Origin of the sequence: Arthrobacter sp. Edens01, from assembly GCF_001307035.1 — a bacterium.
Lineage (GTDB): Bacteria > Actinomycetota > Actinomycetes > Actinomycetales > Micrococcaceae > Arthrobacter_B.
On sequence record NZ_LKIU01000004.1, the window covers coordinates 142,891 to 156,439 of the forward strand.

General features: G+C 65.5%; 10 protein-coding genes. 7 read left to right on the forward strand and 3 right to left on the reverse strand.

Annotated features, from left to right (window positions below):
• Window positions 1-151: 151 nt before the first annotated feature.
• The 6 genes from AO716_RS05585 to AO716_RS05610 all read left to right on the forward strand — a co-directional run bounded on the left by AO716_RS05585 (window position 152) and on the right by AO716_RS05610 (window position 9,502).
• Window positions 152-1,339 (forward strand): NAD(P)/FAD-dependent oxidoreductase, encoded by a 1,188-nt coding sequence (locus AO716_RS05585; RefSeq protein WP_055239976.1) that lies wholly within the window; start codon window positions 152-154, stop codon window positions 1,337-1,339.
• 49 nt (window positions 1,340-1,388) lie between these two features.
• The gene (locus AO716_RS05590; protein ID WP_082413348.1) at window positions 1,389-2,825 is read left to right on the forward strand and encodes a VOC family protein; all 1,437 of its coding nucleotides are present in this window, start codon (window positions 1,389-1,391) and stop codon (window positions 2,823-2,825) included.
• Between the two features lie 64 nt (window positions 2,826-2,889).
• The gene (locus tag AO716_RS05595) at window positions 2,890-4,416 is read left to right on the forward strand and encodes an aldehyde dehydrogenase family protein (RefSeq protein ID WP_055239977.1); all 1,527 of its coding nucleotides are present in this window, start codon (window positions 2,890-2,892) and stop codon (window positions 4,414-4,416) included.
• 58 nt (window positions 4,417-4,474) lie between these two features.
• Window positions 4,475-5,650, forward strand: a complete 1,176-nt coding sequence (locus AO716_RS05600) for a Glu/Leu/Phe/Val family dehydrogenase (RefSeq protein ID WP_235472010.1) — start codon at window positions 4,475-4,477, stop codon at window positions 5,648-5,650.
• 11 nt (window positions 5,651-5,661) lie between these two features.
• On the forward strand, window positions 5,662-8,496 hold the full coding sequence (locus AO716_RS05605) for an FAD-binding and (Fe-S)-binding domain-containing protein (protein ID WP_082413374.1): 2,835 nt from the start codon (window positions 5,662-5,664) through the stop codon (window positions 8,494-8,496).
• A gap of 82 nt (window positions 8,497-8,578) precedes the next feature.
• Window positions 8,579-9,502, forward strand: a complete 924-nt coding sequence (locus tag AO716_RS05610; protein ID WP_055239978.1) for a D-isomer specific 2-hydroxyacid dehydrogenase family protein — start codon at window positions 8,579-8,581, stop codon at window positions 9,500-9,502.
• On the opposite strand, the gene AO716_RS05615 is transcribed toward AO716_RS05610, so the two are convergent.
• The gene (locus tag AO716_RS05615; protein ID WP_055239979.1) at window positions 9,499-10,299 is read right to left on the reverse strand and encodes a cyclase family protein; all 801 of its coding nucleotides are present in this window, start codon (window positions 10,297-10,299) and stop codon (window positions 9,499-9,501) included. The two genes, AO716_RS05610 and AO716_RS05615, sit on opposite strands and share 4 nt — an antisense overlap.
• A 170-nt stretch (window positions 10,300-10,469) precedes the next feature.
• Here AO716_RS05615 and AO716_RS05620 point away from each other — a divergent pair, with 170 nt between their 5' ends.
• Window positions 10,470-12,131 (forward strand): thiamine pyrophosphate-binding protein, encoded by a 1,662-nt coding sequence (locus tag AO716_RS05620; RefSeq protein ID WP_055239980.1) that lies wholly within the window; start codon window positions 10,470-10,472, stop codon window positions 12,129-12,131.
• On the opposite strand, the gene AO716_RS05625 is transcribed toward AO716_RS05620, so the two are convergent.
• Window positions 12,128-12,817, reverse strand: coding sequence for a DUF4166 domain-containing protein (locus AO716_RS05625; RefSeq protein ID WP_055239981.1), 690 nt, complete (start codon window positions 12,815-12,817; stop codon window positions 12,128-12,130). The genes AO716_RS05620 and AO716_RS05625 overlap by 4 nt on opposite strands.
• Entirely contained in the window at window positions 12,814-13,533 is a 720-nt protein-coding gene (locus AO716_RS05630; protein ID WP_055239982.1) for a hypothetical protein, read from the reverse strand. The genes AO716_RS05625 and AO716_RS05630 overlap by 4 nt, the downstream gene beginning before the upstream one ends.
• Window positions 13,534-13,549: the final 16 nt, after the last annotated feature.

Here is a 13,549-nt window from a genome sequence, read left to right on the forward strand (position 1 = left end):
TCTCAAGGCGCCATCTAGAGTGTTATATATAACCCGTAACCAATAGCCGAAATATTCCACTTAGCTTAGCGGCTTACGGTTTCATCCTTTCTTCTCGTGCTGTTGGATCGACCGCAACGGCACCCTTCCCCATCTCAAGAGGAGGTCCGCCTTGGCGAACCAGGTGGTATCACTCTCCGGAGAAACGACGCAGCCAAGCAGGGCAGACGTCGTCATTATCGGCGGGGGAATAATGGGGGTCAGCATCGCCTACCACTTGGCGTCCGCAGGAGTCCGCGGGGTTGTTGTCATAGAACGTGCGGCTCTGGGCTCCGGGTCGTCCGCCAAGCCGTTAGGCGGGGTGCGTGCAACGTTCTCCGATCCGGCGAACGTTGCCCTCGGGAAGCGCAGCTTGGACGCCTACAAACGTTTTGGCGAAGAATTCGGAGCAGACATTGGGCTGCGTCAGGTTGGCTACCTCTTTCTCTGCCGCAGCGAGGCTGAAGTGCTGGACTGTGAGGCAAGTGTTGCCGTGCAGAATTCGTTTGGCAGCAACTCCAGGATGATCTCCGGCGCCGAGGCAGCGCGGATCAACCCATTCCTTGATCCGGAAGTGCTGCTTGCCGCATCCTTCTCCCCGCAGGACGGTTATGCCGAGCCTTCCCGTGCAGTTGCGGCATACGCCGCCGCGGCACAGGCGGCCGGGGTCCGGTTCCTGACCGGGACGGAGGTCCTGGCAGTGGAAACCGCGGCGGGGTCCATTCGCTCGGTCACCACCAACCGGGGGACCATCCGGACGGATTCCGTTATCTGTGCTGCCGGCGCCTGGTCCCGCCACGTTGGCCAGATGGTGGGAGTGGAGCTGCCTGTCACGCCCGTTCGCAGGCAAATTGGCATGACACGCCAGCAGCCGCAGCCGTATCCGGAAGTCCCGTTCACGTTGGATCTCTCAACCACGATGTACTTCCACAACTATGGCAACGGCATGCTGCTCGGGATCTCTAACCAGCAGGCACCGGGTTTCGGACGGGATTTCAGTTTCGAGTGGCTGGGGGAGTTCAACGCGGCCGCACGGATCTGCGCGCCGTCCCTGGCCGAACCGGACCTGGAGTTCGGCTGGGCGGGGCTGTATGAAAACACCCCGGACCACAACGCCCTGATCGGTGCTTCCGACGAAGTATCGGGCTTCTTCTACGCCACCGGTTTCTCCGGACACGGATTCCTGCAGGGGCCCGCCGTTGGGGAACTGGTCCGCGACCTCTATCTCGGCAGACAGGGGTTCATGGATGTTTCAACTTTCTCCGTAACCAGGTTCCACAACGACGACGAAGCGCTGGTACGCGAAGTCCACATCATTTGATTGCCGGACCACGGCCAACCGGACTAGTCACTCCCCAGGAAGGACAAAGATGAGTTTCCACCACCTCTGGCAGCTGAGGGCGGAGTTCGCCCGCAGGCTGTCAGCCATGTACGGCACAGAGGTCCCGGCCTACAACACCCTGGTAGACGTTTCAACACAGGTGAACCAGGCCTACCTCCTACAGCACGGAGCGGACGCGGAGCGCCTAGGCAGCATCGACCGCGTCACAGCGGAAAGGCATGGCGCCATCCGTGTTGGGTCCGAACGCGAAATGTCCCAGGTGGCACGGATCTTCGCAGCATTCGGCATGTACCCGGTGGGCTTCTACGATCTCCGTGACGCCTCCAAATCAGCAGTGCCCGTGGTCTCTACAGCGTTCCGTCCCGTCACGGCAGATGAACTGGCCCGCAATCCGTTTCGGGTTTTCACATCAATGCTCGCGGTGGAGGACCCCCGGTTCTTTGACCCGGCCCTGCAGAGCGAACTCAAGGATTTCTTTGACCGCCGGGAACTCTTCGGCCAGGAGCTCCTGGAGCTGGCTGACCGCGCCGCCGCCGGCAGCGGACTCGAGGAAGAGGAAGCCGGACGGCTGCTGGAGCTGGCAACCGGGGCCTTCGAGCTCTCCGCTGAACCCGTGGACCATGACTGGTACCGGCGGCTGGAGGCGATCTCCGCGGTCGCCTCGGACATTGGGGGAGTCACCAGCACCCACATTAACCACCTCACTCCGCGGGTCCTGGACATTGACGCCCTCTATGCAGGCATGGAAGCCCTCGGAATCACCATGATCGACGAAATCCAGGGTCCGCCGCGGTGGGACGGACCGGACGTCCTGCTGCGGCAGACATCCTTCCGTGCCTTGGGCGAGGAACGGCTCTTCCGTTATCCCGACGGTTCCGTCCGGAAAGGGGAACTCCGGGTGCGGTTTGGAGAAGTCGAAGCCCGCGGCATTGCCCTGACGCCTGCCGGCAGGGACCTCTACGACCGGATGGTCGCGGATGTGGACCGGCGTCTGCAGGATGACCCTTCCCAGGACAGCCAGGGCGCTGCACGCGCTGTCTGGGAGGAGAACCTGCCCCGCACGGAGAAGGAGCTGGCCGCACGCGGCCTGGCCTACTTCACCTTTACCGCGGACAAGGCAGCCGCAGCCGGCCTGCCCCAAGGCCCGTTCACACTGGCTGAACTGATCGAGTCAGGGGCCGCCGTACCCGAGCCGATCGTCTACGAGGATTTCCTGCCCCGCTCCGCAGCCGGAATCTTCCAGTCCAATCTCACTGACGAGGGATCGAAAAATGAGTCCGAACTGGCAGCGGACTACGACATGGCGCGGATGTCCGGCATTATCGGGCGCCCCGTGCACGATCCCTATGAGCTGTACCAGCGCCAGCAGGACGGCTCGGTGCGGGCCCTTGCGGATGCTCTCGGCATAGATCTCCTCCCCTCCACGGCCGAAGCCGCTGCGGCAGCAACCGGCGCCGGCAACTGAACGAACACCACGTCCATCTATCCGTTTGGCATTCGGTGCCATCCATCCACAGACAGGAACCCACATGACTTCGATCGCCCAGACCACGGAGCTGGCCCCACGCATCCAGAACGCACTTGCTGCCTGCGGTGTTACGAATGACGCCTACGGCGAGGACCGCGCCACCCGTTCGCCGCTGACCGGCGAACCCCTCGTCAGTCTGCGCAACACTACGGACGAAGAGGTGGAGGCAGCCATCGCGGCAGCCCATTCCGCCTTCCTCTCATGGCGGGAGGTTCCCGCTCCGGTACGCGGAAATGTGGTCAAGCGGTGGGGCGAGCTGTTGACCGAGCATAAGGAGGACCTGGCCGCGATTGTCCAGGCCGAGGCCGGCAAGATCACCTCGGAAGCGCTCGGCGAAGTGCAGGAGATGATCGACATCTGCGACTTCGCAGTCGGGCAGTCCCGCATGCTTTACGGCAAGACCATGCCGTCGGAGCGGCCGGGTCACCGGCTGATGGAAACCTGGCATCCACTCGGGGTGGTGGGTGTGATTTCGGCATTCAACTTCCCGGTCGCCGTGTACTCATGGAACACCGCCCTGGCCTTGATCGCCGGTGACACAGTGGTCTGGAAGCCGTCCGGCACGACCATGCTCTCCGCGCTGGCCACCAACGCCCTCCTAGCGAGGGCGGTGGCCGAAAGCGGCGCACCGGCTGAGATCCATCAGCTCATCGTGACTGACCGCGGCGGAGCGCAGCGGCTCATTGAGGACGAGCGTGTAGCACTGGTATCCGCGACCGGGTCCGTGCGAATGGGCCGGGAAATCGCTCCGAAGGTGGCAGAGCGCTTTGGCCGGACCATCCTGGAGCTGGGCGGAAACAACGGTGCAATCATCACCCCGAGTGCTGATTTGGATCTGGCACTGCGCGGCATTGTGTTTGCCGCCGTCGGGACCGCAGGGCAGCGCTGCACCTCGATGCGGCGGCTGATTGTGCACGAATCGATCGTGGAGGAACTCATCGGGAAACTCGTTGCCGCCTACTCCAGCCTGAACATTGGCCTTCCGCTCGATGAAAACAACCTCGTGGGTCCGCTGATCAACGAAGCGAGCTACGACGCAATGCAGCGGGCTCTGGCCCAGGCCAGGGAAGAAGGCGGTACGGTGCTCACCGGCGGGGAACGCGTGCTCGCCGAAACCTACCCGGAGGCGTACTACGTGGAGCCGGCCATCGTCCGGATGCCGGAACAGAGCGGCGTGGTGCACGATGAAACCTTCGCTCCGATCCTCTACGTCATGACCTACACCGACTTCGATGAGGCCATCGCTCTGCACAATGCCGTTCCGCAGGGACTCTCTTCGGCGGTGTTCACCCAGGACCAGGCCGAAGCGGAGCGGTTCCTCTCCGCCTCCGGTTCGGACTGCGGGATCGCAAACGTCAACATAGGTACCTCCGGTGCCGAGATCGGCGGGGCCTTCGGCGGCGAAAAGGAGACCGGCGGCGGGCGGGAATCCGGATCGGACTCGTGGAAGGCATACATGCGCCAGGCCACTAATACCGTCAACTACTCCGGACAGCTGCCGCTGGCCCAGGGCGTGGAGTTCCTCTAAAAGCTGTTGGTCTTACACCTACTACCCAGGCGGGTTACGCAGAAGGAGCAGCGCAAAAGTGGTCGATGATGTTTTCAATTTGATGGACGAGTGGGGACCGGAAAAGATCGTCGCGGTCAGCGACACCAAGACCGGAATGAAGGGCGTCCTGGTCATCGACAACACAGCCCGTGGGATAGGCAAGGGCGGCACCCGCATGCTGCCGACCGTATCCGTCCGGGAAATCGCCCGGCTCGCGCGGGTGATGACCTGGAAGTGGGCAGGTGTGGACCTGTTCTACGGCGGCGCAAAGGCAGGTATTCAGGCCGATCCGCAGTCCCCGTACAAAGAGGAAATCCTCCGCGCCTTCGTCCGCCGGCTGAGCAACGAGGTGCCCGCAGAGTACGTCTTCGGGCTGGATATGGGCCTAACGGAAGACGACGCGGCAATCATCAACGATGAGCTGGGAGACCGGGGCGCTGCGGTGGGAACCCCTTACGAGCTGGGCGGAATACCGTACGACAAGCTGGGCATCACCGGTTACGGGGTAGCCGAGGTAGTGGACCAGGCCGCCGTCCGGATCGGCTTGGAAGGGCGGCGCGTGGCGCTCCAGGGGTTCGGAGCGGTGGGCCACGCCGCCGCGGCCCGCCTGCATGCCTTGGGCTACAGTGTGGTCTCGATTTCCACGGCCGCGGGGGCGCTGCATGACCCCGCTGGACTGGATGTGCCGCTGCTGCTGCAGCTCCGGGAGGACCGGGGAGACACGCTGGTCGATGCTCTGCCGCAGCTTCGGATCGAACCCGGTTCAGAGCTGCTGGTGGACGCCGACATTGCGGTTCCGGCCGCGCTGCAGGACGTGATCACCGTCAACAACGCGGCGGACATCAAGGCACGCCTTCTAGTAGAGGGGGCCAACCTGCCGACTTCTCCTGACGCGCAGGCGCTGCTGCACCGGCGTGGAGTGACCGTCATCCCAGACTTTGTAGCCAACGCCGGAGGAGTGGTGAGTGCTGCCTTCGCCATGGATGCAAGGTACTCGGCGTTCAGACCGGAAACCGAGCAGATCTTCACCACAGTGTCGGCGAAACTGCGGACGAACGCCGACCAGGTCCTGGATGAGACGCTCCGGCGCGGCGGGACGAGTCACGAGGCGGCCCGGGCAATGGCACAGGAACGGGTCCTTGTGGCGATGGAGCTGCGGGGCAAACCGCGGCGAAACAGGACGGCTTTCCCCGCTCTTTCGGCCAGCCGCTAGCCGTGGTGACCGTGAGTGCAGAAACTGACCTGACTGCCCTGCTGGCCGAACTCCGCCAATCGTTGAAAGGCGAGGTGGACGGCGGCCCTGCGCGCCGTGCGCAGTACTCATCTGATGCGTCCAACTATCGGATCGCACCACTGGCGGTCGTTCTTCCCCGCGATGAGGACGATGTCCTTGCTGCTTTGAAGATTGCCGGCCGCCACCAGGTGCCTGTTACTGTCCGAGGCGGAGGGACCTCCTGCGCAGGCAACGCAGTAGGCCCGGGGCTGGTGCTGGACATGAGCAGGTCTATGAACAGGATCATTTCCATCGACCCGGAGACCCGGACGGCGGTGGTACAGCCGGGCGTCGTACTCTCAGATTTGCAGGCAGCAGCTGCCGCCTTTGGACTGCGTTTTGGGCCAGACCCGTCCACGGCCACGCGCTGCACGCTGGGCGGGATGATTGGGAACAACGCCTGCGGGCCGCACGGCCTGGCTTACGGCCGCACGGCAGACAGTGTGCTGGGCCTGCGGCTTCTGACCGGTGACGGCCGGGTGCTGGAACTTGGTGCAGGGCGGGAAAGCTTCGACCAGGTGCCGGGTTTGGAGCAGTTTGTGCTGGCTCGTCTGGAGACCATACGCACCGAATTTGGTCGGTTCAGCCGTCAGATTTCCGGCTACAGCCTGGAACACCTCCTGCCGGAGAATGGCAGGAACCTGGTCGCAGCCCTGACGGGAACGGAGGGGACCTGCGGCATCATTCTCGAGGCCCGACTGCAGCTGGTCCAGCGTTCGCCGGCGCCGGCACTTGCCGTGCTGGGGTACCCGGACATGGCTGCAGCAGCAGATGCTGTTCCGGGCCTGCTCCCGCACGGACCGCTGGCGCTCGAAGGGCTGGACAGTGCGCTGGTGGAAAGTGTCCGCCGATCCGGCGCCGATTTGCCGGATCTCCCGGCAGGCGGCGGCTGGCTGATGGCGGAAGTCGGCGGCGCCACCGAATCCGAAGCAGTTGCCTCAGCCCAGGCGATGGTTCGTGATGGCGGGGCGCTGGACGCTGTGGTCCTGCCATCAGGGCCAGAGGCGCGGAAACTGTGGCAGGTCCGGGCTGATGGTGCCGGACTCGCCGGAAGGACGGCCGGGGGCCTGCAGGCATGGCCGGGTTGGGAAGACTCTGCAGTTCCTCCGGAACATCTGGGCGATTATCTGCGCTCACTGACGGCGCTGATGGAAAAGCACCGGCTTTCCGGGCTCGCCTACGGCCACTTCGGTGACGGCTGTGTTCACCTGCGTATCGACTTTCCACTCGACGCGGATGGAAAAGCCATGCGGGCCTTCCTTTTCGCTGCGGCGGAGCTCGCGGCCTCCTACGGCGGTTCCCTCTCCGGCGAACATGGTGACGGACGGGCGCGCAGTGAACTCCTGGGCGCGATGTATTCCGCAGAAGCTATTGCCGCATTCGCCGCGTTCAAGGCGCTGTTCGATCCGCAGGGGATTCTTAATCCGGGGGTGGTAGTGGATCCGGACCCACTGGATGCCGCACTGAGACGGCCTCAGGCCGTTGAGGTGCGGGCGGGAGACGGATTCGCCTTCGCCCACGACGCCGGCAGCGTCACCGATGCGCTGCACCGCTGCGTGGGCGTAGGCAAATGCAGGGCGGATCTTCGCGCTGAAGGAGGGTTTATGTGTCCTTCCTACCAAGCCACGCGCGACGAGGCAGAATCGACCCGAGGCAGGGCGAGGGTACTGCAGGAGATGCTCAACGGCGGAATCATCGAGATCGGCTGGTCAGCACCGGAAGTCCATGAGGTCCTCGACCTGTGCCTAAGCTGCAAAGCCTGCGCCAACGATTGCCCCACCGGCATAGACATGGCGATGTACAAGTCCGAGGCCCTGCATCAGACCTTCAAGGGCCGGGTCCGGCCCTTGACTCACTACACCTTCGGAAGGCTCCCGGCCTGGCTGCGGCTGGCCGGACCCGTGGCACCACTGATCAACCTAGCTGGAAGAATCCCCGGCTTTGGGCGGCTTGCCATGCGTCTGGCTGGCGCTGACCCGCGCCGTGCCCTTCCCAAACTCCCTAACCGTCCGTTCCGAGCCCTGCACCAAGCCCGTAACCGGCCAACGGAGAACGGGCCCGAATCGGGGCACCCGGTGCTGCTCTGGGTAGACTCCTTCTCCGACACACTCAGCCCCGACGTCGCCAAAGCGGCTTTGAAACTCCTCACCGCGGCCGGCTGCGACGTCCAGCTGGCCGGGCCGGGAGCGTGCTGCGGCCTGACTCTCATCACCACCGGCCAGCTGACAGCGGCAAAAGCGAAACTCAGCCGGACCCTTGATCTGCTGTACCCCCATGTCCAGGCTGGTCGAGTCATCGTCGGGCTGGAACCATCCTGCACCGCGGTGCTCCGCTCGGACATTCTGGAGCTGTTGCCGCAGGACCCGCGTGCCCAGGCGGTGTCACGGGCGACCAAGACCGTAGCGGAACTCCTCGACTCCATGGGGTGGACACCGCCGCAGGTTGGGGAGGCACTGCTGGTGCAGCCGCACTGCCATCATCACGCCGTCATGGGCTACAGCGCGGACCTCGCCTTGCTGGAGAAGGCCGGATGCGACGTCGAAGTATCTTCCGGCTGCTGCGGTCTGGCAGGCAACTTCGGTATGGAAAAGGGACACTACGAAATCTCCGCGAAGATCGCCGGCGACGGGATCCTTAGCCTGGCTGCCGCAGACCCGGAACGGGCCGTGCTGGCTGACGGGTTCAGCTGCCGAACCCAGGTTGCTGACCTGGCGGGGCTCCCGGCACGCCACCTGGTGCAGGTCTTGGCTGACGCTTTGGATAAACCGGAGGACTCCCGCCTCTGAGCGGCCCGGGCACTGACACGGCACAGGCCCCGGTCCTAGACTGGCGCAGGGGACCACACCGCTACGAGCAGGGGCCAACGCAATGGACGCCGCACCGGTCATAACTATCCTCCCGGAAGCACCAGCGCATCTGGCTGATGCCGTGCGCGACGGCGGCGGGGTCACCGCACCGCTGTCCGACCAAACCACGGGGCTGATAGTGCTGGCCGGAGAATCCCTGGCTGACCTGACGGACATCCTGAAGAGCCACCCGGCCATCCGCTGGATCCAGGTCTACCTTGCCGGAGCGGACGCCTGGGTTCCGCTGATTCAGCAGTACCCGGAGATTCGGTGGACCAGTGCCAAGGGTGCGTACGGTCAGCCCGTAGGGGAGTATGCGCTGACCCTGACGCTGGCCATGCTCCGTGCGGTCCCCACCTTCGCGCGGGCCAGGAGCTGGGGCCCGCCGCAGGGGACGTCCCTGTATGGAAAACGGGTGGTGATCGTCGGGGCAGGCGGCGTGGGCCGGGAGATCCTGCGCCTCGTGGGCATCTTCACCCCGCACATCACGGTGGTCCGCCGCCATGACGAGCCGGTGCCGGGAGCCGAACGCACCGTCACCGACGCCGGGCTGGATGACGCGCTCGGAGGCAGCGACGTCGTAATCCTGGCCGCAGCGATGACAACCGCAACCCGGCACCTGATCGATGCGAGGCGGCTGGGGCAGATGTCACCGCATGCCGTGCTCATCAACATTGCCCGCGGCCCCCTGGTGGACACCGACGCCCTGGTCGCAGCACTTGCCGAGGGCCGCCTCGCCGGAGCGGCGCTGGACGTCACGGACCCGCAGCCGTTGCCGGACGGCCATCCGCTGTGGAGTGAGCCGCACGCCCTGATCAGTCCGCACACAGCCGAAACCGAGGCAATGATCCGCCCGCACCTGGCCGCGAGGGTCCGCGAGAATGTCCGGAGCTTCCGGAACGGCGATCCGCTGGCCGGCCTGGTGGACCCGGCGAAGGGCTATTAGGGCTGCCGCTCCACGAACGCCAGGACGCGGGCGGGGCTGGCTGTGCCTCCCACGATCTTGAGCGGGGACACCACCACCATGGCGCCGGTGGCGGGCAGCTGCGCAAGGTTCTGCAGCAGCGTGACGCCGTACTTGTTGTTGCCCAGCAGGTAGTAGTGCGCCGGGAAGGGCGGGTCGAAGGCACCCGCGTTGCCGGCGTCGATTCCCACCGTCTCCACGCCCAGGCCAGCGATTGGAGTCTCCTCCGCCAGCCACTTGGCGCAGGCGGCGGAGATGCCGGGGGTGTGCGAACCGGTCTCGTCGAAGTTCAGGAAGGCGTCGGCGTCGTCAACGAATTTGTCCCAGCCGGTGCGCAGCAGCAGCCAGGCACCCTTGGGCAGGGCACCTTGCTCGGCTTCCCAGGCCTGGATGTGTTCCGGTTCCACCAGGAAATCGGGGTCCGCGGCGGCTTCGGCACTGAAATCCAGCACGACGGCGGGGCCCACCAGCCGCTTCACGGGGATCTGGGAGACATCGTCACCGTCGCGCCCGGTGATCCAGTGCGACGGCGCGTCCACGTGGGTGCCAATGTGCTCGCCGGTGTGGATGTTGTTGTGCTTCCAGAACGGTCCCGGCTCATCGAAGGCACTGACCTGCTCCAGGCTGAAGTCGATCAGGTTCACGAAGGGATCGGGCAGCTTGAGGGTGGGGATGGTGCTGCTCAACGGTGCGGTGAGGTCAACAACTTCGAGCGCACCGCCGTCGAGCGCAGCGATGAGGTGTTGGAGCAACCCGGGTTCCGTGCGGGGGAGAGACATGGTTCGTATTCCTGTCCGAGGCCGAAAACGTTTGCCTGAGAATACCCGGCACAGGGACGGGACGGCGTTCATGGGTCGATACATGACGCGGCCCAAGTTGGGCGGGCCCCGCTGCCGGGCCATAGAGTTCTAGGAACTAAGCCGCACAGAGTTACAGGAGCTTCCCCTCGATGGACAACGTTGCCGAAGCCATTGGCCGCACCCTCGCCCAGCTCGGAGCCAGCCACGCCTTTGGTGTGGTCGGCAGCGGCAACTTCCACCTGACCAATGCCCTGCGAGCGAACGGCGTTCCGTTCACCGCCGCCCGGCATGAGGGCGGTGCCGCCACCATGGCTGATGCCTACTCCCGAATGTCCGGTCTGGTCTCCGTGCTGACCACCCACCAGGGCTGCGGGCTAACCAACGCCGCCACCGGCATCGGCGAAGCCGCGAAGTCGCGCACGCCCATGATCGTCCTGACCGCCGACGCCGCCGCGCCGGCAGTGCGTTCAAACTTCCGGATCGACCAGGACGGACTGGCACGCAGCCTGGGTGCTGTTCCGGAGCGGGTCCATTCGGCCGCCACTGCAGTAGCGGACACCATCCGGGCGTTCCGCACGGCCCAGAACGAACGCCGGACAGTGGTGCTGAGCGTGCCGCTGGATATCCAGTCCCAGCCGGTTCCCGCAGGCCTCCCGGACCGTGCGGCCGCGGTGCCGCCCACCGGGTTCGTTCGGCCCAATGCCACTCTTGTGCGGGGGCTGGCGGACATCCTCGGCACTGCTAAGCGTCCGGTCTTCGTTGCCGGCCGCGGTGCCCGGGACGCGGGTCCGGAGCTGAGGGCCCTCGCCGTCCAGTCGGGTGCGCTCCTTGCCACCAGCGCCGTCGCGAACGGACTCTTCAACGGCGAGGAATTCAACCTCGGCATCGCCGGAGGCTTCTCCGCGCCGGAGACTGCAGCGCTTATCAGCGAGGCGGACCTGATTATTGGCTGGGGCTGCACCCTGAATATGTGGACCATGCGGCACGGTTCGCTGATCAACCCCGACGCCGTTGTGGTCCAGGTGGACCTGGAGGACTCCGCACTCGGCGCCAACCGGGAGATCCACCTCGGCATTATCGGCGACTGCGCTGCAACCGCCGCCGATGTCCTGGCAGAGCTGCAGGCAACGGTTTCCGAACCGGCCGAAAAGTACCGGACCCCGGAGACGGCGGCGCGGATCGCCGCTGGTTCACGCTGGCAGGACGTTCCGGTAGAGGACCTCTCCACCGCAGACCGGATCGACCCGCGGGTCCTCACCCTTGAACTCGACAGCCTGCTGCCCGCCGAACGGCTGGTGTCCGTGGATTCCGGCAACTTCATGGGCTATCCCTCCACCCACCTCGCAGTGCCGGACGAGTTCGGTTTCTGCTTCACCCAGGCGTTCCAGTCCATTGGCCTGGGCCTGGGCACCGCGATCGGGGCGGCGCTGGCCCGCCCGGACCGGCTTCCGGTGCTTGGCACCGGCGACGGAGGCTTCCTGATGGCCATCTCCGAGCTCGAAACAGCTGTACGCCTGAACCTGCCGCTGGTGGCCATCGTCTACAACGACGCCGCCTACGGTGCCGAGGTCCACCACTTTGGGACAGGCGGCGCCGAAGCGGACATGGAGACGGTGACCTTCCCGGACACGGACATTGCCGCAATCGCCCGCGGCTACGGCGCTGAGGGCATCACCGTCCGCACGCGCGGTGACCTTGCCGCAGTCCGCCAGTGGCTGGAGGGTCCGCGGACCGTGCCGCTGGTTATCGATGCGAAGATCGCGTCCGACGGCGGCGCCTGGTGGCTGGCCGAGGCGTTCAAGGGGCACTAGTCCCGGCTTTCCTCCCGGGCCGGACGCAGCCTGGCCGGGGTACCGCCGGGCGCGAGCGGCGGAAACTCACAGGTGAACTCGCCGCGGTAGCCGAACAGGAAGCCGAAAACAGGGTTCCGCACCTGGAGCTGGATGGTGAAAACCTGGCGCTCGTCGTCGAAGGCCTCATACAGATCCGCGGTGCCGGTCAGGAACCGCGGCACCGTGAAACGCACCAGACCCTCATAGAAGCGGAGGTCCGTCGACCGCAGGTGCAGGGAGCCGTCCGAGCGCACTGAAAGATCCAGGTCGGTGGCCAGGTGCTGGTGTGTGCCGAGGTAATCCACCACGGTGCCCCTGCTGCCCAGGATCATGGTCGCATCAAAGCGGCGGGGTCTTCCCGCCCGTGTTTCAAGGGTCCGCGTGAATGTCACCGTCGTCCGGCCCAGACCGTCCACGTACGGGTAGTTCTCAATAGTGAAGGGAACGTTGTTCCCATGCTCGGGGAAAAGGATGTTCCGGAAGGCTCCGAGCTTCAGGAACGGCACGGTCCACCATGCTCCGCGGCGCAGCTCGGAGAACACGCCGCGGCCCACGCAGGCATAGCCGGCACCGGGATCTACTCCGAAACGAAGCTGCAGCATGGGGTGCAGCCGCTCAAAGTCCGCTCCCAGCGCGCGGGCAAAAATGGAGGGTCCGGTATTCATGCCGGTTCCTTCAAGGACGCGAGAGACGACGGCGCCACGCCGGTCTTGCCGTCCCGTGCCCGGCGCAGGCACCGGGCGGCCCGGGGGACTTCCCGGCGGGCGGGAGCCAGACATGCAGCGGCGACGGCGGACCCTGCCGCCAGACCAGCCGCCGGCCCGGGCCGGACGGCACAGAGGGTGACTGCCGCCGCAACCGCGGCGGCGCGTGCCCCGGCGTCGAGCAGCCAGGCGTTCCGGGTGCGCTCCGGCGCCAGGCCTTCTTCAGCCCACAGCCGCAGGCGGTCAAAGCTCCATGCCGTGGCCCAGCCAAGCGCTGGCCGGATCAGGGGCGCGTCCAGCCAGCGCCCCAGGCGGCCCCACCCGGGGGAGTAGTCGTATCCGGTGATGAACCGGGTCCTCTTTCCGTCAGGGACGTAGCGCCAGTAACCTGCGCCGGGGCCGATGGGTGAGAGCGGATCCGCGGTGGTGAACTTTAAGACCGAGGTGGCGTGGCCCTGGACTCCTGTCCGCGTGCCAAGGGACGTACCGGTTCCATGGATTGTGTGGAAGGGAAGGCGGAATTCGTACCGGAACGTCAGCGGTTCGGCGGCGTTCGTGGGAATGATGCGGCTGAACCGAAGGTCCCACCGGGAATGGCAGGACAAATCCTGCGTGAGATGCCACAGCCGGTCCATCGGCGCGCTCACGGGTATTTCAACGTAGATCCGTTTCCCCATCCCCGGAGACTACCGC

Excerpts from the sequence above, each read along its gene's own strand:
- AO716_RS05620 (WP_055239980.1), top strand. The coding sequence starts at position 10,470 with ATGGACAACGTTGCCGAAGCCATTGGCCGCACCCTCGCCCAGCTCGGA.
- AO716_RS05590 (WP_082413348.1), top strand. The coding sequence starts at position 1,389 with ATGAGTTTCCACCACCTCTGGCAGCTGAGGGCGGAGTTCGCCCGCAGG.
- AO716_RS05595 (WP_055239977.1), top strand. The coding sequence starts at position 2,890 with ATGACTTCGATCGCCCAGACCACGGAGCTGGCCCCACGCATCCAGAAC.
- AO716_RS05625 (WP_055239981.1), bottom strand. The coding sequence starts at position 12,817 with ATGAATACCGGACCCTCCATTTTTGCCCGCGCGCTGGGAGCGGACTTT.
- AO716_RS05630 (WP_055239982.1), bottom strand. The coding sequence starts at position 13,533 with ATGGGGAAACGGATCTACGTTGAAATACCCGTGAGCGCGCCGATGGAC.
- AO716_RS05610 (WP_055239978.1), top strand. The coding sequence starts at position 8,579 with ATGGACGCCGCACCGGTCATAACTATCCTCCCGGAAGCACCAGCGCAT.
- AO716_RS05615 (WP_055239979.1), bottom strand. The coding sequence starts at position 10,299 with ATGTCTCTCCCCCGCACGGAACCCGGGTTGCTCCAACACCTCATCGCT.